The sequence below is a fragment of the Singulisphaera photorubra genome, from assembly GCF_045290345.1.
GTDB lineage: Bacteria > Planctomycetota > Planctomycetia > Isosphaerales > Isosphaeraceae > Singulisphaera.
Window position 1 is genome coordinate 9,761,915 of record NZ_CP155447.1, and the last position, 17,477, is coordinate 9,779,391.

Annotated in this window: 14 protein-coding genes; 9 read left to right on the forward strand and 5 right to left on the reverse strand. The window is 62.0% G+C overall.

Annotated elements, in window-relative coordinates:
* Positions 1-91 precede the first annotated feature (91 nt).
* Positions 92-1,390: a DUF1015 domain-containing protein gene (locus V5E97_RS36420; protein WP_406696443.1), complete on the forward strand. Its 1,299-nt coding sequence runs from the start codon at positions 92-94 to the stop codon at positions 1,388-1,390.
* Positions 1,391-1,455: 65 nt separating this feature from the next.
* Here V5E97_RS36420 and V5E97_RS36425 read toward each other — a convergent pair whose 3' ends face one another.
* Positions 1,456-1,995 (reverse strand): general stress protein, encoded by a 540-nt coding sequence (locus V5E97_RS36425; RefSeq protein ID WP_406696444.1) that lies wholly within the window; start codon positions 1,993-1,995, stop codon positions 1,456-1,458.
* Between the two features lie 270 nt (positions 1,996-2,265).
* Here V5E97_RS36425 and purN point away from each other — a divergent pair, with 270 nt between their 5' ends.
* Both purN and V5E97_RS36435 read left to right on the forward strand, forming a co-directional pair.
* Positions 2,266-2,925 carry a phosphoribosylglycinamide formyltransferase gene (gene purN, locus V5E97_RS36430; protein ID WP_406696445.1) on the forward strand — a complete coding sequence of 220 codons (660 nt, stop codon included), beginning with the start codon at positions 2,266-2,268 and terminating at the stop codon, positions 2,923-2,925.
* Between the two features lie 64 nt (positions 2,926-2,989).
* Positions 2,990-5,326: a 2OG-Fe(II) oxygenase gene (locus V5E97_RS36435; RefSeq protein ID WP_406696446.1), complete on the forward strand. Its 2,337-nt coding sequence runs from the start codon at positions 2,990-2,992 to the stop codon at positions 5,324-5,326.
* Between the two features lie 227 nt (positions 5,327-5,553).
* On the opposite strand, the gene bshB1 is transcribed toward V5E97_RS36435, so the two are convergent.
* Both bshB1 and V5E97_RS36445 read right to left on the reverse strand, forming a co-directional pair.
* Positions 5,554-6,246, reverse strand: a complete 693-nt coding sequence (bshB1, locus tag V5E97_RS36440) for a bacillithiol biosynthesis deacetylase BshB1 (protein ID WP_406696447.1) — start codon at positions 6,244-6,246, stop codon at positions 5,554-5,556.
* 100 nt (positions 6,247-6,346) lie between these two features.
* Entirely contained in the window at positions 6,347-7,924 is a 1,578-nt protein-coding gene (locus tag V5E97_RS36445; RefSeq protein ID WP_406696448.1) for a phytoene desaturase family protein, read from the reverse strand.
* Between the two features lie 208 nt (positions 7,925-8,132).
* On the opposite strand from V5E97_RS36445, the gene V5E97_RS36450 reads away from it, so the two are divergent.
* From V5E97_RS36450 to V5E97_RS36460, 3 genes are all read left to right on the forward strand, one after another.
* Positions 8,133-8,441 carry a Rieske (2Fe-2S) protein gene (locus tag V5E97_RS36450; RefSeq protein ID WP_406696449.1) on the forward strand — a complete coding sequence of 103 codons (309 nt, stop codon included), beginning with the start codon at positions 8,133-8,135 and terminating at the stop codon, positions 8,439-8,441.
* A gap of 76 nt (positions 8,442-8,517) precedes the next feature.
* Complete coding sequence (locus V5E97_RS36455) at positions 8,518-9,501, forward strand: GNAT family N-acetyltransferase (RefSeq protein WP_406696450.1); 984 nt, start codon at positions 8,518-8,520, stop codon at positions 9,499-9,501.
* Positions 9,502-9,733: 232 nt separating this feature from the next.
* On the forward strand, positions 9,734-10,027 hold the full coding sequence (locus tag V5E97_RS36460; protein WP_406696451.1) for a hypothetical protein: 294 nt from the start codon (positions 9,734-9,736) through the stop codon (positions 10,025-10,027).
* On the opposite strand, the gene V5E97_RS36465 is transcribed toward V5E97_RS36460, so the two are convergent.
* Positions 10,024-10,833: an SDR family NAD(P)-dependent oxidoreductase gene (locus V5E97_RS36465; protein ID WP_406696452.1), complete on the reverse strand. Its 810-nt coding sequence runs from the start codon at positions 10,831-10,833 to the stop codon at positions 10,024-10,026. The genes V5E97_RS36460 and V5E97_RS36465 overlap by 4 nt on opposite strands.
* A gap of 159 nt (positions 10,834-10,992) precedes the next feature.
* Here V5E97_RS36465 and ilvB point away from each other — a divergent pair, with 159 nt between their 5' ends.
* The 3 genes from ilvB to V5E97_RS36480 all read left to right on the forward strand — a co-directional run bounded on the left by ilvB (position 10,993) and on the right by V5E97_RS36480 (position 16,077).
* Positions 10,993-12,762 carry a biosynthetic-type acetolactate synthase large subunit gene (ilvB, locus tag V5E97_RS36470; RefSeq protein WP_406696453.1) on the forward strand — a complete coding sequence of 590 codons (1,770 nt, stop codon included), beginning with the start codon at positions 10,993-10,995 and terminating at the stop codon, positions 12,760-12,762.
* A 204-nt stretch (positions 12,763-12,966) separates the two neighbouring features.
* Positions 12,967-14,244, forward strand: a complete 1,278-nt coding sequence (locus tag V5E97_RS36475) for a type II secretion system F family protein (protein WP_406696454.1) — start codon at positions 12,967-12,969, stop codon at positions 14,242-14,244.
* Positions 14,245-14,691: 447 nt separating this feature from the next.
* Positions 14,692-16,077, forward strand: coding sequence for a neutral/alkaline non-lysosomal ceramidase N-terminal domain-containing protein (locus V5E97_RS36480; RefSeq protein WP_406696455.1), 1,386 nt, complete (start codon positions 14,692-14,694; stop codon positions 16,075-16,077).
* A gap of 27 nt (positions 16,078-16,104) precedes the next feature.
* Here the strand turns inward: V5E97_RS36480 and V5E97_RS36485 are convergent, their stop codons facing one another.
* Positions 16,105-17,412 carry an MFS transporter gene (locus V5E97_RS36485; protein ID WP_406696456.1) on the reverse strand — a complete coding sequence of 436 codons (1,308 nt, stop codon included), beginning with the start codon at positions 17,410-17,412 and terminating at the stop codon, positions 16,105-16,107.
* Positions 17,413-17,477: the final 65 nt, after the last annotated feature.

Below are 17,477 nucleotides of genomic sequence, written 5' to 3' on the forward strand. Positions count from 1 at the left end.
AAGTTGTCCTTCAGACGCCTTGGACCCTTGTTGACCCTTTTATCCTTGAACGCTGGCGGGGCCAGAATCCTCACCGGTGGGAACCTACCCGATGCCCGAGATTCAACCGTTCCGGGGCGTCCGCTACGACATCGCTCGAGTCGGGGCGATGTCCGACGTGGTCGCTCCTCCCTATGATGTGATCGACGCGGCGCTCCAGGAGCGGCTCTACCAAGCGAGCCCGCACAACATCGTTCGGCTCGAGCTAAACCGCGAAGAACCGGACGACAACGCCACTGAGAACCGTTACACCCGAGCGGCCCGCTCCCTCCGGGAGTGGAACCGAGACGGAATCCTCCGGCAAGACGACCACCCCGCGCTCTACGTCTACCATCAGACGTTCGAGATCGAGGGACAAACCCACACGCGCAAGGGATTCCTGGCCCGTGTCCGCCTCGAAGCGTTTGGCGAGGGGAAGATCTACCCACACGAGCAGACGCTTTCCGGTCCGAAGGCCGACCGGCTCGCCCTCTTCAACGCGACCAAGTACAACCTGAGCCCGATCTTCGGCCTCTACCCCGACGCGGAAGCTGACGTCCTTCGTGCTGCTGAAGCGGGCATTCGCGACCGTACCCCTCTCGAGGCGACCGATCACCTGGGTGTGCAGAACCAGCTCTGGCCGGTCCTCGACCCGCAAGTTCACACGTTGGTCCAGGGCCTGATGGCCGCGAAGCCGATCTTCATCGCTGACGGCCATCACCGCTACGAGACCGGTGTGAAGTTCCGGGACGACCTGGCCGCCGCGGGCGAATTGACGGGCCCCAACGACCCGGCCAACTTCTGCATGATGATGCTGGTCGGCATGAGCGATCCGGGGCTGCTGATCCTCCCGACCCACCGGCTCGTCTCCGGCTTCCCGGGCCTCACGTCCGAAGCGCTCATCGAACGACTCGCCCCCGAGTTTGATGTTCGGATCGCGGGTGAAGGCGAAGCCGGTTGCCGCGCCGCCTGGGAAGAGATCGCCATGGGAGGCGATCAGGATGTGCTCGCCTTCGGCACGCGGGCCGACGGCCGCTGGTTGCTCGCCCAGCTCCGTTCCGACGCGATGATGGACACTCTCGCCCCCGACCACAGCGCCGAGTGGCGATCGCTAGGGGTGAGCATTCTTCACGAACTCGTGCTCAAGGCCCTCTTGAAGCCGGCCGAGCCCGCCGTCTGCCGCTACGTGCACCTGCTCGAGGAGGTCACGGCCGACCTGAACGCAGGCGGATGTGACCTGGCCTGCCTCGTCCCCCCCGCGGGCATGGAGCACGTCGAGTCAATCGCGTCGAATCTCGAGAAGATGCCCCCCAAGAGCACCTATTTCTATCCCAAGTTGCTCAGCGGACTCGTCATCAATCCGCTCCGCTAATGTAATGGCGATCGCAGGGTGGGTCGTTGAAACCCCACCCTGCTTCCGTCTCGCTGGAACGGAGCTCAGGCGGAAGTGGGTTCAAAAACGTCGACTTGCTCGGGAGCTTCCGGAGCCAGGAGCTCCTTGGCCTTGTCGATCGCCTCGGCGGTGCCTCGAGCGACGACGAGGAACTTTCCCGCCTTGACCTGGGTTTCAAACTTGAGCGCTTGGTCCTTGGGAACGCCCCAGCCGATCAGTGCGCCCCCCAACGCTCCAATCGCTGCTCCCGCAAGCGCCCCCTCCACCCCGCCCAGCAGAGCTGCGGCGAGAGGCCCTGCTACAACCACCGGGCCCACACCCGGCAGGATCAAGAACGCCGCCCCGACCAAGAGCCCGAAGAGGCCGCCGACCCAGGCTCCCGTCCCCGCGCCGGCCGCCGCGAAATCCCCCGTGTTGACGAAGCCGATCGGCTCCTCGCTCACCTGAAAGTCGCGTCCCACGATCGAGAGGTCGCTCATCGCGAACCCTCCCTGGTGCAACCGGCGCACCGCCCGCTCCGCCGAAGCATGATCAGGATAGACCGCCACGACGCTCGAACCTGAAGGTCTGTCCGCCTGGCTCATCGTCTAGTCTCCTCAAAGGAATGTGAGGCGAGATCCATTTTTGAGTGTAGCAGGTGCCATACCGAAACTTCGCAAGTTCTCTCCAAAGCGACGGCACGAGGTACTCAAAATAATGTTTTCGCTCACCTCGGATTTTCCCACATGCCTTTGCATTCCTCAGACCTCCGCTCATAATGACGAAGCCTTCGTTTCTGTCGAAAACTTGGCGCAGTCTCGGATCTCGACAGAGTCACTCCTTTTTGTCTTGATAAGTCCCTGGATCACTTGGTGATGGCCGATTTTCCCCGCAACCTGCCGATCACAAGTCCCCCGATCCGCCTGGCCGTATGCGTCTCGGGGGGCGGGCTGTCCCTCCAGAACTTGATCGACCTGATTCGGGCCGGCAAGCTCAACGCGACGATCAGCCAGGTGATCGCGAGCCGTCCCAGGATCGGAGCGATTGCGCGGGCCGAGGCCGCACAAATCCCCGTCGTCCTGGCCACACGGGGAAAGTCCCAATCGCTCGCGACCTTCAGCGCCTCGGTGTTCGACCCAATCCGCCAGGCCAAGGCCGACCTGGTCGTCCTCGCCGGATTCCTATCGCTCGTGGAAATCCCGCCCGACTACACCGGCCGGGTGATCAACATCCATCCCTCGTTGATCCCCGCCTTCTGCGGCAAAGGGTTCCACGGTCGCTCGGTCCACCAGGCCGTGATCGAGGCAGGGGCCAAGGTCTCCGGCTGCACCGTTCACTTCGCCGACATGACGTACGACACGGGGCCGATCATCCTCCAGCAAACCGTCCCGGTCCTGAACGACGATACGCCGGAACGCCTCGCGGCTCGCGTCTTCGAAGCTGAGTGTCAGGCGCTTCCCGAGGCGATCGCACTCTACGCCTCCGGCCGACTCCAGGTTGAAGGGCGACGGGTTCGCATACTTGATCCCATCTGAATTGATGATGTCCTGTTGAACAGAGCCTGTCCAACAGCCTCACGACCATGGTCGGGAGAACACTGTGAGCAAGACAGTTCGCGAACGACTGAGCGAAGCGTTGAACGAGATCGACCGCCCCGGCTCGTTCTACTTCAGCGGTAGCTCGCCCGCCGTTTTGCCAGGGTTGGAGATTAAAGGTCTGGGTCCGATCGGGTTGCCGCTCGCCCCCAAGCAGGCGAAGGAGCTGATCGAACATTGCCACCAGGCTCCATACGGCAAGGGCGAGAAGACCCTCGTCGATCGGAGCGTTCGGCGCGTCTGGCGGCTGGAGCCGGACCACTTCACGTTGACCAATCCCGAATGGAACCGATTCATCGCGACGACGGTCAGCAAGGTTCAGGAAGCACTCGGGTTGGAGAAACAGAAGCTCGAAAGTCACCTCTACGACCTCTTGCTCTATGAGCCCAAGAGCTTTTTCTTACCGCATCGTGACGGCGAAAAGCTCAATCGGATGGTCGCAACACTAATCATCGCGCTCCCTTCAACCTTTGAGGGGGGCGAACTGGTGGTCCGTCACGACGGCCGCGAAGAGACGATTGATTTTCGAAAGCCCGATGACAACCCTTTCGACATCCACTTCGCCGCATTCTACGCCGATTGTGAGCACGAGGTGCGTCCGCTCCGAAAGGGCTATCGCCTTGCCCTGGTCTACAACCTGACACTCGCGAAATCGAAGAAATCGATCACCGCGCCTCGGGAGTCGGAACACGTCGCGCGGATCGGCAAGTTGCTCCAGGATTGGGCGGCGGACGACACAGCCCGGAAGCTGGTGATCACGCTCAACCACCAGTACACCGAAGCAGGGCTCACATGGAATGCGCTCAAAGGCGTCGATCGCACCAGGGCGAAAATTCTCAACGAGGCCGCGCGGCAGGCGGGTTGTAAGGCTTACCTGGCGTTGCTGACGCTCCACGAATCAGGCGCAGCCGAGGAGAGCGGCAACGGTGGCCGCTACTCGGGGAGGTGGGGAGGATACGGTGGGTATGGCAACGGCAACGCCGACGATTATGAAATGGGAGAGGTTTTCGAGACGGAACTGACAGCGAAGTCATGGAGCGACAGCGACGGCAATCCGCTCCCGATTGGTGAGCTGCGGGTCGAGGAAGACGAGCTTCTTGAACTTGATACCGAGGCGCTCAGGGATGTCGAGCCCGAGGAGGAGTTCGAGGGCTACACGGGCAACGCCGGCATGACCATGGATCACTGGTACCGACATGCTTCGATCGTTCTTTGGCCCGAGCGACGCCATTTCGAAATCCTCTGCAACGGCAATGGCAGGAACGGCGTCCTTGAATTGGAGCGAATGGTCACGCTTCTGAAGCGATCCAAGCCTGGCGAATCCAAAGCTCTCAAGTCCCAATGCCTCGAGCTTGCCAAAGCCATCTTCACAACTTGGCCGGAACAAGAATTTGGCTGGTCGTACCCCGGCGAGTCCAAACCGCCGGATCTCTTGAACGCTCTGGGAGAACTTGGCGCACCGGAGTTGATCAGCGGCTTCTTCCGAAATCTCCTGACCCAGGATGTGACTCTCGAGTTCGGCAATTCAGCCGCAACGATTTGCGGAAAGTACGGCTGGGCAACCTTTCAGGACGACCTTCAGGCCGCCTTGGAATCCACGTCCAGCCAGTCGCTGGCACGCAACGTAAGATTGCTCGAACAAATCTGTTCATCCAAATCCGGGAAGAAGCCGGGATGGGGCAATCTCTGCACCATTCTCGCGAAGACATTTGTGGCGGCCTTGAAGCGAATCGATCGCGAGCCTACCAAACAAGATTGGCGTTCGCGGGACGTGGACCGGGCGGTAGTGCTCGCCGGATTGGTGCGTTCACTGATTCTTGCCGATCAGACCGCCTTGCTTTCAGACGTTGTGAAGCACATCCTGGCAACGCCGAAACGATATCCACTGACAACCACGCAAAAGGCAGCGTTGACGAGCCTTCGCCCCTGGCTCGTGAAGAATCTCAAGTCGTCCTGCGCCCCGCTGAACAATTGGCTGGTCTCATGCCGGGAGCGACTCGAAACCCTCACGGCAAAGCAGCCGGCGCCACCGAGGACGTTTCGCCGCGCGGCCAAGATCGCCTGCGTCTGTGCCGACTGTGCCGAACTGAAACTATTTCTTGAGGATCCACACGAGTCGGTCCACCGATTCAGGGTCAGACAGGACCGCCGCAGTCATCTCGAAACCATAATCAGGAATGCCCACTGCGACCTCGATGTGGTCACTGATCGGCGAGGATCACCGCAGACGCTGGTCTGCACCAAGAACCTGGCATCGTTTCATGAGAAGACGAAAACATTCCGTCAAGACCAGACGCATCTGGCAACGCTCCAAGCCATCGAAGCCGAACTACCGAAGTGAACGAGCGGCGCGGCCGAATCCGCGGAAACCGCACCTGAGAGCGAGAAGAGTCCTCCAACCGGGGCTGGCGGGTGGCTCGCATTCCGCCCCCGTTGCGCGGAGAAGTTGACCACGGACCGAGTCCGGTCCTCAGCGACCGGATCACTCGGTCTGGGATCGACTTGAACGAAACTCGGTCACACTCTCAAGGCGTCGTCAGCCTGCCACCGAGGTCAGTGCCCGAGAGCTCAGAGCAAAAGATGCTCCAAGCTGGATAGCCCGATCGGCTCCCGGCTCGCAAACGGTTCCGCATGCGCGACCCCCACGGTGTGTCCCCAGAACCGCGAGCGATCGCGGACGGAATCGATCACGCCAGGAGCGCCCTCCGGCTGGTTGTCCACCAGTTGCGAGCGATAGCAACGCAGCGCGTTGAGCTTCTCCTCGAGTTGGTCGCTGATGTCGACCATGAAGGTCGGTCGTTCAACGATCCGCAGATGAACGCTAAAGTAATAGAAGATCCGCGAGGGGTGGAACGGAGTTCCTGGGATATCGGACTTCGAGAGCTTGCTCCAGAACCGGGCCCCTTCGACGAGTTGGGTTGCGGCGGTGTGGTCGGGGTGGGCGTCTTCCCAGTAGGGGGCGAACAAGATCCGCGGCCGAACCTCGCGGAAGAGAGCCGCCAGCGTACGGCGATGGGCCAGGGTCGGCTCGAGACTGCGGTTGGGTAGACCGAGGTTCCTCCGCCAAGGGTTCTTCAACGCCAGGGTCGCCGCGGCCGTCTCCTGCTGCCGGCGCTCGACGCTTCCCAGCGGTGTGGGCTCTCCACTGGTCAGGTCGAGAATTCCGACCTTCCACCCTTGATCGAGCAGACGAACGATGGTTCCTCCCATACCGAGCTCGGCATCATCCGGGTGCGGCGCAATGACCAAGGCATCAAGCATCGTCAAGGATCTCCAGCAAAGTGAATCAGGTGTCATCCTGACATAAAAACAAGTAAGGCGACATAAGGCCGAAATTCAAGGAGGGAGCAGTTCCGAATCCTCAGCCCCCTCGACGCCGAATTTCCGTTCTTTCGGATTGGCCCAACGAATCACTCTTTCCGCCGCCGTACTGGGATCTCGACTTCTCCCAACGGATCCCCGTGATACGCTCCACGACCCGGATCGCGGACAGCACGGTCGCCATCGTTCCCTGGCCTGGAAAAACCGAGTCGCCCACGACCCAGAGACCGGGGCCGAGGAGGTCGGAACCAACGGACAGGAAGTTGCTATTCCAACGCGACATAGGAGCCCCGCCAACGGCCCCCTCGGATCGCCGCGTGTATCGGGCAAAACTGCGGGGCGTCGCGAACTCTTCATGGACAAGCGCGCCCGAAGCGCCTGGCAGAGCCGTTTCGAGCGCACCGAGGAGCCGACGGCGATAGTCGGCCTTCTTCGCGGCGTAGGCCGCGCGATCGAGTGAGGTCCAGCTCACCGGCTCGGTATGGGTGGAAAGCGTCGCAACGCGAACGTCCGACGGACCATAACCTTCGTCGTCGGGCGCCGAAAGCGAGATCAGCACATTGTTGCCATCGTGGGTCGGGGCGTCGTACGACTGCAAGACGTGATGAAAGAGAGGCGAATCGTCGGGAATCCGCTCTCTGGCGATCGCGAGATAACCGGTGAAGGCGCTCCAGGCGGGGCGAGACTGCCGCTCGCTTCGGCCCAAACTTCCGGTGAGAGGACGACCCAACAGCCTCGCCGCAATGTCGAGCGGGAGATTCATGGCCACTTGCCGCGTTCGTAGTCGTTCCCGACGCCTGGTGACGACGGCAAACTCGCCCGGACCTTGCCGATCGATCGCATCGACGAGACAGGCGGTCCGGAGATCGCCACCGAGTTCGCCAAGACGATGCCCGATCCCCTCGACAAGTCGTTTCATCCCCCCGAGAGGTCGTCTCAGGCCCAGTCGGTAGGCCTGCAGGCAGGCCGCGGCATTGGCGAACGGGACGGATTCCGGTCCCGCCTGGGCCGTGTCCTGGAGCAACATCGCGATCAAGCTCCGAAACGAGCGGTCGCGGTCGAGCCGGAAGAGCCTCAAAACGTCCTGAACGGTCATGAAGGCAAGGGTCCCCGCAAGGACCCCGGAAAGTCCAAGGATCCGGAGGTCGTGCCACAGGTCGGCGACCCTCGCGACCGGCATCCGAGGGATCTGACCGGCCGCCCGGAAGAGCGTGCCCCCGACCGCCTCCTGTAACCGCCAGAACGCCCGCCCCGCTCGCGGATGATCGGGAAAGACTGACGAAGACTCGCGCTCGAACTGTCCTGGTTCGGTGCCAAGCTCGAAGGATCGGTCGGGCAGGTGGACTCGATAACCGGGCGTGGATGCGGTCGGCAGATCGACGCCCAAAGTCGTCAGGAGATCGCCGATCGGCTCACCTGGGTTCAGACCCATCAGGGCGGTTGCGCCGGCATCGAATGTGAAGCACTCTCGCCCAAAATAGCCAGCGCAGCCCCCAAGCTTGGTGTGCGCTTCGAGCAAGGCGACGCGGAGACCAAATCGTTGCACCAGGGCGGCCGTGGCCAGGCCTCCCATGCCTCCACCCACCACGATCAGGTCGTAAATCGAGTCGTCCCCCATGGCCACTCCTGGAGCGTTCTCGAGCAATCACCGCATGCTTGGAGTTTAGCCGGGCGACAAGCCTCATGTCGTCGCTGTCGTTCCCAAAAGGTTGACGGCTGTGCTAGACTAGCCATTATTGAGCAAAGCCAAGGTGATGAGATGACGGCGGACGTCCGGTCGAACCGTCCAACCGTGGTTCGCTGAACCGATTGTGGAGCCATTGGGAATGCCTGAACTCGTCAAAATGGCGGAATTGAGCGAGTTGCCTCCCGGAATGTCCAAGGAAGTCGAACACGACGGACGGATTTACGCCCTATTTAACGTAGACGGCAAGATCACTGCAATCGACGGGATTTGCCCTCACCAAGGGGGGCCACTCGCCGATGGCCCGCTGGAGGGGACCCTCGTCACTTGCCCCTGGCACGGCTGGCAGTTCGACGTCTGCACCGGGAAGACTCCACTGGGTTCCAAGCTGAAGCAGACGGTTTACGAAGTCAAAGTTGAAGGCGAAGATGTCTTGGTCTCCGTTCCCTGATCGTGGTTCCCCCTTTCGCGGAGGACGACATTCATCCTCCCATCGCGATCCGGCCCTCTTACCGCAATTGAACCCGGTGACGAATTTTCGCTCGTTCCGAAACGGCGACTCGCCCGCGCTGGCGGACCTCTGGAATCGGGGAATCCCCAATCTGGGAGCCGCCGGTCCCTTGAGCGGCCACGAATTCGATTCCCATGTCGTCTCGAAGCTGAACTTCGACGCCAAGGGTCTGATCGTGGCTGAGCGGGACGGTCGAATCCTCGGCTTCGCCCACGCAGGGTTCGGGCCCGACGAGCCGGTCGGTCCTCCGAACCGTCTGAATTTTGAGATCGGCACGATTGCGATGCTGGTCGTCGAACCCGGCTCCGAGGACGTGGAGCTCGAGACCAACCTGGTCCTCGCCGCCGAGCGGTATCTCCGCGGCCACGGAGCGAAAGTGATCTACGCGGGGGGACAGTTCCCGCTGAATCCGTTCTACTGGGGAATCTACGGCGGAAGCGAATACGCGGGAATCCTTTCGACCCACCACGGCTTTCTCAGGGCGATCCTCCGCGCGGGCTACGAACCGGTGAGCGGCACCGTGTTGATGGAGGCCGATCTCCACCGACCGGAGATCCGTGAACCGAGGTCGCCGCTGATCCGCCGCATGGCCCGGGTCGAAGTCGAGGACGATTCTCTGCCCGACAATTGGTGGGAGGCGGTCGCGATCGGCAATTATCGGCCGACCTCTTTTCAACTCCTCGCCAAGGCCGACGATCGCGTGCTCGCGCGAGCCACGACCTGGGATATGAGCTGGTTCGGGCGCCGCGAGAATGGGCTCCGATTGGGCCTGATCGCCATGGGCGTCGACCCCGAACATCGCCGCAAGGGATACGGCCGGCATCTCGTGGCCGAGATCCTCCGCCGCTCACGTGGCGAGATGATCTCGAGCGTCGCGCTCCAGACCCGGGCGACCAACACCCCCGCCCTGGAACTCTACCAATCGCTCGGCTTTGCCCCTTCCGAGACGTCCATCCTCTATCGCCTCCCCGGCCCGCTCACCGCACGATCGGATTCGTAGCCTGGCTAGCTCGACGGCGACACGAATCGGTGCGAAGCTTCCGTTCCAGCGCAAGCCGATCAGCCAAAGCCCGCGGGGCTCGCCACTTGACGAACCACCTAGGCTGGGATGTGGCCAATCTGTGATTTCATGGTAAAAGCTCTCGGACAACGCAGTCCGAAGCCCCGGGAGGACAGGCGTCCCCGGTGAAATTCGCAGAACGATCGATCTTGACTTGAGGCCTTGATTTTCCATGGGACGACCCCTGAACCGACACGAACTCCGCGCCCACGCGGAGGCCGCCGAGGCCCTCGGTCTCAATACGCCTTCCGAAACAAAGCGGCGGTCCGAGCCGACGGAACGTCGGGCAAAGCCTGAACTGCAAATGCGTATGCGGGTCGTCTGGGCGGTCTGCGACATCGGTGGGCGAACGGTCAAGACCTTCGACTATCCCAACAAGGCCGACGCGGAAGCGCTGGCGCTCCAGCTCAAGGCCAAGGGCAAGGGAAACCACTTCGTGCGGTCGCTCAAGGAGCCCATGATCTAACGGGTTCCCGAGCGTGCTCTTTCGATCTGGGCTCCGAAGAAGCGGGGCGACCAGCGTGCCATCAACCAGTCGAACGGGCCTGGGAGCCAGTGAGCCAGGGTCACGGTCCACCAGGCGGCGGCGGACGGAATCAGGAACGCTTTTCGCCGGTCAATTCCCCGGACGATCGCCCGAACCACTTTTTCGGTCGACGTTCCCTTGGGAAGCGGACCCCGCGACTCGCCCTCGCCGAGAGCGACCTGGAAGAACTCGCTCTCGGTCTGCCCCGGGCAGGCCGCCCAGACCCGGACCCCAGTCCCCCGCAGCTCGTAACGCAGGCTTTTCACCAGACCGTTGACCGCATGCTTGCTTGCGACGTAAGCCGCCGAATAGGGGAGTCCGATCGAGCCCAGGACGGACGAGATTTCCAGGATTTGCCCCGTCCCTCTCGCTCTCATGGAACGGACCCCTTTTTGCGTGAGGTCGATGAGAGCGAGCAGGTTGACTTCGATGATCTGGCGAATGATTTTGGGGTCCTGGTCGGCGAACTCGTGATAATGACCCAGGCCGGCATTATTGACGAGGAGATCGACCCCGCCCGGAAACTGCTCGGCCCGCTCCCAGAGTCGGTCACGGAAGCCGGGATCGGCGAGGTCGCCCGCGAGAATCTCAACCTGGCCGGGAGGAAGTTCTTGGGCGAGGCTCTCCAGCCGGTCGAGGCGGCGGGCGGTCGCCAGCACGGTCATGCCTCGGTCGAGCACGAGCTGGCGAACCAATTCCCGCCCCAGCCCGGATGAAGCGCCTGTGACCAGGGCGTAACTCGGCATTTGAGAGCGAACTCCGAAGCAGTAGAGCGTGTCCAGCAAACCGGAATCGGTTCCGAGATCAGGGTGGGTTGTCCCTGGTCGTACGATGAATTAAGATCATTGTACGCGAGTTTCCCCCGAAAAGAGCTGGACTCCTTAAGTCCAAACAAGAGGATTGACGTGGCCACTATCGACGACCGCCAGACCGCGACCAACCGTCAACCAATGACCGGAGCCGATGTCCTGGTCGAGTCTCTCGTGCGCCACGAGGTGGATGTCATCTTCGCCTATCCCGGCGGAGCGAGCATGCCGATGCACCAGGCGCTTACTCGCCAACGGGATAAGATCCGCACGATCTTGCCGCGGCACGAGCAAGGGGGCATCTTCGCAGCCGAGGGTTATGCCCGGACCACTGGCAAGCCCGGCGTCGTCATGGCCACCTCGGGCCCCGGAGCGCTCAACCTCGTGACCGGCCTGGCCGACGCCAAGATGGATTCGCTCCCGCTTGTGGCGATCACCGGGCAGGTTCCCAGCCATGCGATCGGCAGCGACGCGTTCCAAGAAACGCCGATGGTTGAGGTCTGCCGTGCAATCACCAAGCACCACTACCTCGTCCAGAACGCGAAGGACATTGCTCGGATCGTCAAAGAGGCGTTTCACATCGCCTCCACGGGACGTCCCGGTCCGGTCCTGATCGATATCCCGAAGGACATTCAGAACACGATCGTCGCCAACCCGAACTACGACGTCGCCATGGATTTGCCTGGCTATCGTCTCCCTCCGGCCCCCTCGGCCGTGAAGATTCAGGAAGTCCTCGCCGCGCTCAAGGGGAGCCGTAGGCCAATCATTTATTGCGGTGGCGGAGTGATCGCCTCCAACGCTGCCGAGGAGCTTCGCGAGTTCGCCATCAAGGCGGGCATCCCCGTCACGATGACGCTCCAGGGGCTGGGCTCGATCCCCAATGAGCATTATCTCTCGCTCAACATGCTTGGCATGCACGGGACCGTTTACGCCAATCTCGCGATCAACGACGCCGATTTGCTGCTGGCCCTGGGCGTCCGGTTCGACGACCGGGTGACCGGCAAGCTCAGCGAGTTTGCCAAGCACGGCCGGATCGTCCACGTCGATATCGACGCCTCGGAGATCAACAAGAACAAGACCGCACACATCGCGATCAATAGCGACGTCAAGTCGTTCCTGCAGGCAATCACCCCCTCGGTCGAGCCGGGGGACTGGCGCGAGTGGCACCAGCAGCTCGATGCCTGGCGGGCCAGCGATCCGATGACCTACGACCAGCGGGATGATGCGATCATGCCCCAGTACGTCATCGATCAGTTCTCGAATATCGCCAAGGGCGATTTCATCATGGCGACCGGTGTCGGCCAGCACCAAATGTGGGCCGCCCAGTGGACCCGATTCACGGCCCCGCGTACCTGGATCACCTCCGGGGGCCTGGGCTCGATGGGTTTCGGTCTCGCCGCCGCGATGGGGGCTCAGGCCGCTCATCCCGACGCCTTGGTTGTCGATATCGACGGCGACGGCAGCTTCCTGATGAACATTCAGGAACTCGCGACCGTCTACTGCGAGAGCCTGCCGGTCAAGGTGATCGTGCTCAACAATCAGCACCTGGGCATGGTCGTGCAGTGGGAAGACCGGTTCCACGCCGGCAACCGCGCTCACACCTACCTCGGTCCGATCGAGCATCCCGAGGCCACCGGCGAAGGGGAAGGCAGTCTCCCCGAGGTGACTTACCCCGACTTCGTGGCGATCGCCAAGGGGTTCGGCGTCAAGTCGCGGCAGATCCGCCATAAGTCGGAGGTCATCGACGCCCTGAAAGAGATGATCGCTCATCCTGGGCCCTATGTCCTCGACGTGCTCGTCCCCTACCAGGAACACGTGCTTCCGATGATTCCGTCCGGTGGCACCGTTCGCGACATTATCAAGAGCTAACGTCACAGAACATCGAGCGTTCCGCCCCATTTCTTGTCGGAGAGGCCCCGGCCTCTCCGACAAAAGTCGAGGAACCGGTGTCGTTGGATTGAAAACGACGACACCAGCCTTGATAATAGGGGCTTGAGGCCGATGTCGAATTCCCGAAATGCCGGTTCGTTGCCCACCCAGCGGGGATGGCGTCCTGGCGGGGAGTGCCCTTCGATGAGCCAAGACCCGCAAGATCAAATGCCCAGGCGCCATCCCAAGTCTCCGCCGTCGGCAACCAAAAAAGCCGCCGCGAAGCCTGATGATGGCCTCGAACCGTCGACGTTTCGCCCCAACCCGAAGAAAGGGGCGAACGGCACCAAGTCGACTACGCCCCCCACCACGGCGAGTGAACGCGAGCCGATGCCCTCGGCCCCCGGGCTCTGGGAGCGGATCCTCTTCGGTCGTGTCAGCTCTGGCCAACTCGCCCGTTTCTGTCGCCAGTTCGCGGCCTATCTGGACGCGGGTGTCGACCTTCTGAAAACTCTTTCAAGCCTGGAAACCCAGTTCGCGCGGACAGCGCTCGGACCGGTGATTAGCCGGATCCGACTGGCGATCCGCCAAGGGGACAGTCTCACCGAAGCGGTTTCCCGCGAGCCACAGGTGTTCGACTCCCTGTTCGTCAGCCTGATCAAAGTCGCCGAGATGCGCGGGGGTATCCCTGAAACGCTCCATCGCCTCTCGAGGCACTACGAAGCCCGCCAGAGCCTGATCCGCCAGGCCCGCTCGGCGATGATCTATCCGATCGCGGTCTTGGTCATCGCCTCGGGTGTGGTCGCCCTGATCACGATCTTCTTGCTTCCGCAGTTCATCGCCATGCTCAAGGATGTGGCACGTGGCGCCCAACTCCCCCTCCCTAGCCGGATCCTGATGGCCTTTAGCGCATTCGTGGGATCGTCGGGCTGGTGGATGATGCCCTTGGTCATGATCGGGGGCCCGATCGCGCTGATCAAGCTCTATCAAACCAAGGCCGGCAAGGCTCTGATGGACCGGATCGCCCTCTATATTCCAGTCCTCGGACTCCTTCTGAAAAAGATCGACACCAGTCGGTTCGCGCGAACGCTCTCCGTCTTACTCGGTTCCGGGGTCGACGTCGGTACATCACTCGATCTGACGGCCGGCGTCCTGCAACTCGATCCGTTCCGTGAAGCGGTCCGAGGCGCTCGGGGTGCCGTTCTGAGCGGCGATACCCTCACCGCGTCGCTCGACGCCTCACGTCGATTTTCCGTCGACGTCATCGCGATCATCGACTCTGGCGAAGAGACAGGCAAACTTCCCGAGAGCCTCGACCGCCTGGCCGACGACTACGACGAGCAGGTGGCCTACATGGTCAAGAACATGGGCCAGCTAGTGCAACCGATCCTTATGGTCATTCTCGGCGGCATCGTCTTCTTCATCATCCTGGCCATCTTCCTCCCGTACCTCTCCATCCTGACAAACCTGGCAGGGGGATAACCTCCTGCGGCCAAGGACATGAAGACCCAGGCATCCGTAATGCCCGGCCAGCAATAACCTGACTTTCCCGTAGGGTTCATGCCCCGTCGTACCCACTTTTTCTCGACGGGGTCGTGAACGGCCCTGATGTGATCGAGGGTCCAACGATCCCCAGTAGGGCAGGATTCGATCCTCACCGCGAATCGATCGCGATTTGATGATAACTTCACAACTGGTTCGACGAAGCTTTGCCCGCAGCCTGGCCACGCGCCACCATGGACCTCGAGCAAGCAGTCAACGCAGGTGAGTGGGGCCAGCCCTTCAGGACTGTGACGGCAGGCCACGCAAATGCCTCGATGGTTTCAGGCTCCAGAACCTTGTCGGGAGTTTGCTCTCCGAGTACCCTCGGCACACCGCCACGGAGACGAACGCATCGATTCGAGGCCTTGTGGCGTGGGAGAACCGTTGATGGATAGGTCTGTGGTCCGAAAAATCGTCGCCGTCTCGCTGGTGATCGTGTCTGCGCTGGCAAGCCAACACCACGCCGAAGCGGCCGAAAGCACGAGAGCAGGGGCGGCAAGTGTGGCCATCACGCCCAAGCAGCCAACCTGGATGGCCGGGTACGGAAGCCGAACCAAGCCGTCGGAAGGAACCATCCATGACCTCTGGGCCAAGGCCCTGGTCCTCGAAGATGAGTCGGGCCGAAAAGCCGCGTTGGTAACTCTCGACCTCTGCGGGATCGGGCGCGAGCTCTCCTTGAAGATTCGCGACCGCCTCAAGTCAGAGCTCGGAATCGACCGCGACCATGTCGTCCTTTCTTGCTCGCACACGCATTCCGGCCCCGTCGTAGGGGATAATCTGATCGGCATGTATCCGCTGGACGAGGCCCAGCGCAAGGTCGTGCTCGACTATGCCAAATTCCTCGCGGACTCGATCGTCAATGCCACCGCCCAGGCCGTGAAGAACCTCGCGCCGGCGAAGCTGGCCTGGGGCACGGGAAAAGCCGATTTTGCGGTCAATCGACGCAACAACAAGGAGCCACAGGTCCCTGAGCTCCGCGATCGCCTCGCACTCGAAGGCCCAGTTGATCACGACGTCCCGGTCCTGCGCGTCCAAGGAGCCGACGGCAAGACGAAGGCCATCGTCTTCGGCTACGCCTGCCACTGCACGGTCCTCTCCTTCAACAAGTTCTGCGGGGACTACGCCGGTTTTGCCCAACTCGCCGTCGAGAAGAATCATCCCGGAGCGCAAGCGATGTTCGTCGCCGGCTGCGGGGCCGACCAGAATCCGCTCCCTCGCCGCACTGTCGAGCTCGCCCAGGGATATGGAGAGCAACTCGCCAAGAGCGTGCAGCGCGTCCTTGAATCGCCGATGGAACCGATCACGACCCCGTTGAAGGCATCCTACTCCGAAATCGATCTCGGCTTCGGCACGATGCCGACGCGCGCGGAGATCGAGAAGGAGGCGAAGTCGACGACGCTCGCGATCGCAAACCGCGCCAAGTCGCTACTTCAGGCTCTGGATGCAAAGGGCCAGTTGCCAGCGAGCTATCCGTATCCCGTCCAGGCCTGGCGGCTCGGCGGATTGACCTGGATCTTCCTGGGCGGCGAAGTCGTCGTCGACTACTCGTTGCGGATCAAGCGCAACCTCGGCTCTTCCCATACCTGGGTTTCGTCGTACTGCAACGACGTCTGCGCCTACATTCCCTCGCTCCGAGTGCTCAAGGAGGGGGGATATGAAGGGGCCACCTCGATGGTCTATTACGGCCATCCCACCGTGTGGTCGGAAAAGGTGGAAGAAGACATCATTGATGCCGTCAACCGAGCTGCGAAAACGGTGGAACCATCGCATTGAACCGGAACGTCGTGGGCGGCGATCGCGTCAACCAGGCTCGTGATGAGCGCGGTGGAGCGAAGATTCCGCGGGCTTGACCAGGAGCCAGGCAACGCCCCCGACCAAACCGACCGCCGCGCAAATGGAAGACGAGACGGTCATGGCGTACGTCACCCCGAAACGGCTCGCGACGTAGCCGGTCCAGAGCGAACCGAGCGGGACGGAACCCGAGTAGGCAATGATCCAGATCGCCATCACCCGCCCCCGCAGGTGGTCGGGGAGCGCGTTCTGGATCATTGTCTGCGTCGATGCATAGAACAAGACAGCGCCAAATCCCACTCCGAACAGACAGACAGAGGCCGTGACCAAACGCGTGGTAGGGTACGCGACCAGCCCTGCCAGCGGAGGGAACCAGGCGGAGGCCGCCAGCGAGACGGCGAAGAGGAGCAGCCCGACCAGCACGAGCCACTCCTTGCTCTCGACCGTACTGAACGAGGCCATCCAGAGCGCTCCGACCGTGGCACCGACCCCACTGCACGCCAGGAGCACGCTATAGCCCCGGACGTCCGTCTCCACAACACGCGTGGCGTAGGCCGGGATCATTGAGTCATAGCCCATCCCCACGATTCCGAAGAAGGTCATGAGCAGGAAGAGGACCATGACCCTGCGATCGCTGGCGATGAAAGCAAACCCTCCCAACACTTCCGCCAATCCCTTGGCCCCTTGCGGGCGGCGACGATCGGGAAGCTTGATCATGAGCACGGCGACGATCGCGGCGATATAACTGGCGCCATTCAACGCGAAACAGACGGTCGCGCCGAGCCCCGCATAGATGACACCTGCCAGCGCCGGCCCGATCACTCGCGAGGCATTGAAGAGGCCGGAGTTGAGCGCAATCGCGTTGCTCAAGTCAGCGCGACCGACCACGTCGTAGAGAAAGACCTGGCGGCTGGGCATCTCGAACGTCACGCAAACACGGGTGAGCATCAGGATCACGATCAGATGCCAGACCTGGACGATGCCGAAGCCGACCAGCAAGGTGACGGCAAAGGCCAGAACCATCTGCGCAACTTCCATGATCAAAATCATCCGCCGGGGGACGACCCGGTCGGCGATCACCCCCGCGATGAGCCCCACGGCCAGGCCAGGAAGCAGGGCCGCCGCGCCGACGATGCCGAGCATCGACTCCGAGTGCGTTTTCTCGAAGACGATCCAGTTGATCGCCGCCCCCTGAAGCCAGGTACCGATCAGGCTGATTCCCTGGCCGAGATAAAACCGTCGATAGTTTGGATTGGCCAACGCCGCGAACGTTCGAGAGTGGATGGGACCGCGGTCGGCGGCGAGGGCGTTGGCCATGAAGTTCCTAAAGGGCCTGAGAATCGCTCGGCCTTGGGGGAGAGGCCGCGGTTGGATTCTCCATT

Excerpts from the sequence above, each read along its gene's own strand:
- V5E97_RS36475 (WP_406696454.1), top strand. The coding sequence starts at position 12,967 with ATGAGCCAAGACCCGCAAGATCAAATGCCCAGGCGCCATCCCAAGTCT.
- V5E97_RS36485 (WP_406696456.1), bottom strand. The coding sequence starts at position 17,412 with ATGGCCAACGCCCTCGCCGCCGACCGCGGTCCCATCCACTCTCGAACG.
- V5E97_RS36450 (WP_406696449.1), top strand. The coding sequence starts at position 8,133 with ATGCCTGAACTCGTCAAAATGGCGGAATTGAGCGAGTTGCCTCCCGGA.
- V5E97_RS36480 (WP_406696455.1), top strand. The coding sequence starts at position 14,692 with ATGGATAGGTCTGTGGTCCGAAAAATCGTCGCCGTCTCGCTGGTGATC.
- purN (WP_406696445.1), top strand. The coding sequence starts at position 2,266 with ATGGCCGATTTTCCCCGCAACCTGCCGATCACAAGTCCCCCGATCCGC.
- V5E97_RS36465 (WP_406696452.1), bottom strand. The coding sequence starts at position 10,833 with ATGCCGAGTTACGCCCTGGTCACAGGCGCTTCATCCGGGCTGGGGCGG.
- V5E97_RS36425 (WP_406696444.1), bottom strand. The coding sequence starts at position 1,995 with ATGAGCCAGGCGGACAGACCTTCAGGTTCGAGCGTCGTGGCGGTCTAT.
- V5E97_RS36460 (WP_406696451.1), top strand. The coding sequence starts at position 9,734 with ATGGGACGACCCCTGAACCGACACGAACTCCGCGCCCACGCGGAGGCC.
- bshB1 (WP_406696447.1), bottom strand. The coding sequence starts at position 6,246 with ATGCTTGATGCCTTGGTCATTGCGCCGCACCCGGATGATGCCGAGCTC.
- V5E97_RS36445 (WP_406696448.1), bottom strand. The coding sequence starts at position 7,924 with ATGGGGGACGACTCGATTTACGACCTGATCGTGGTGGGTGGAGGCATG.
- V5E97_RS36420 (WP_406696443.1), top strand. The coding sequence starts at position 92 with ATGCCCGAGATTCAACCGTTCCGGGGCGTCCGCTACGACATCGCTCGA.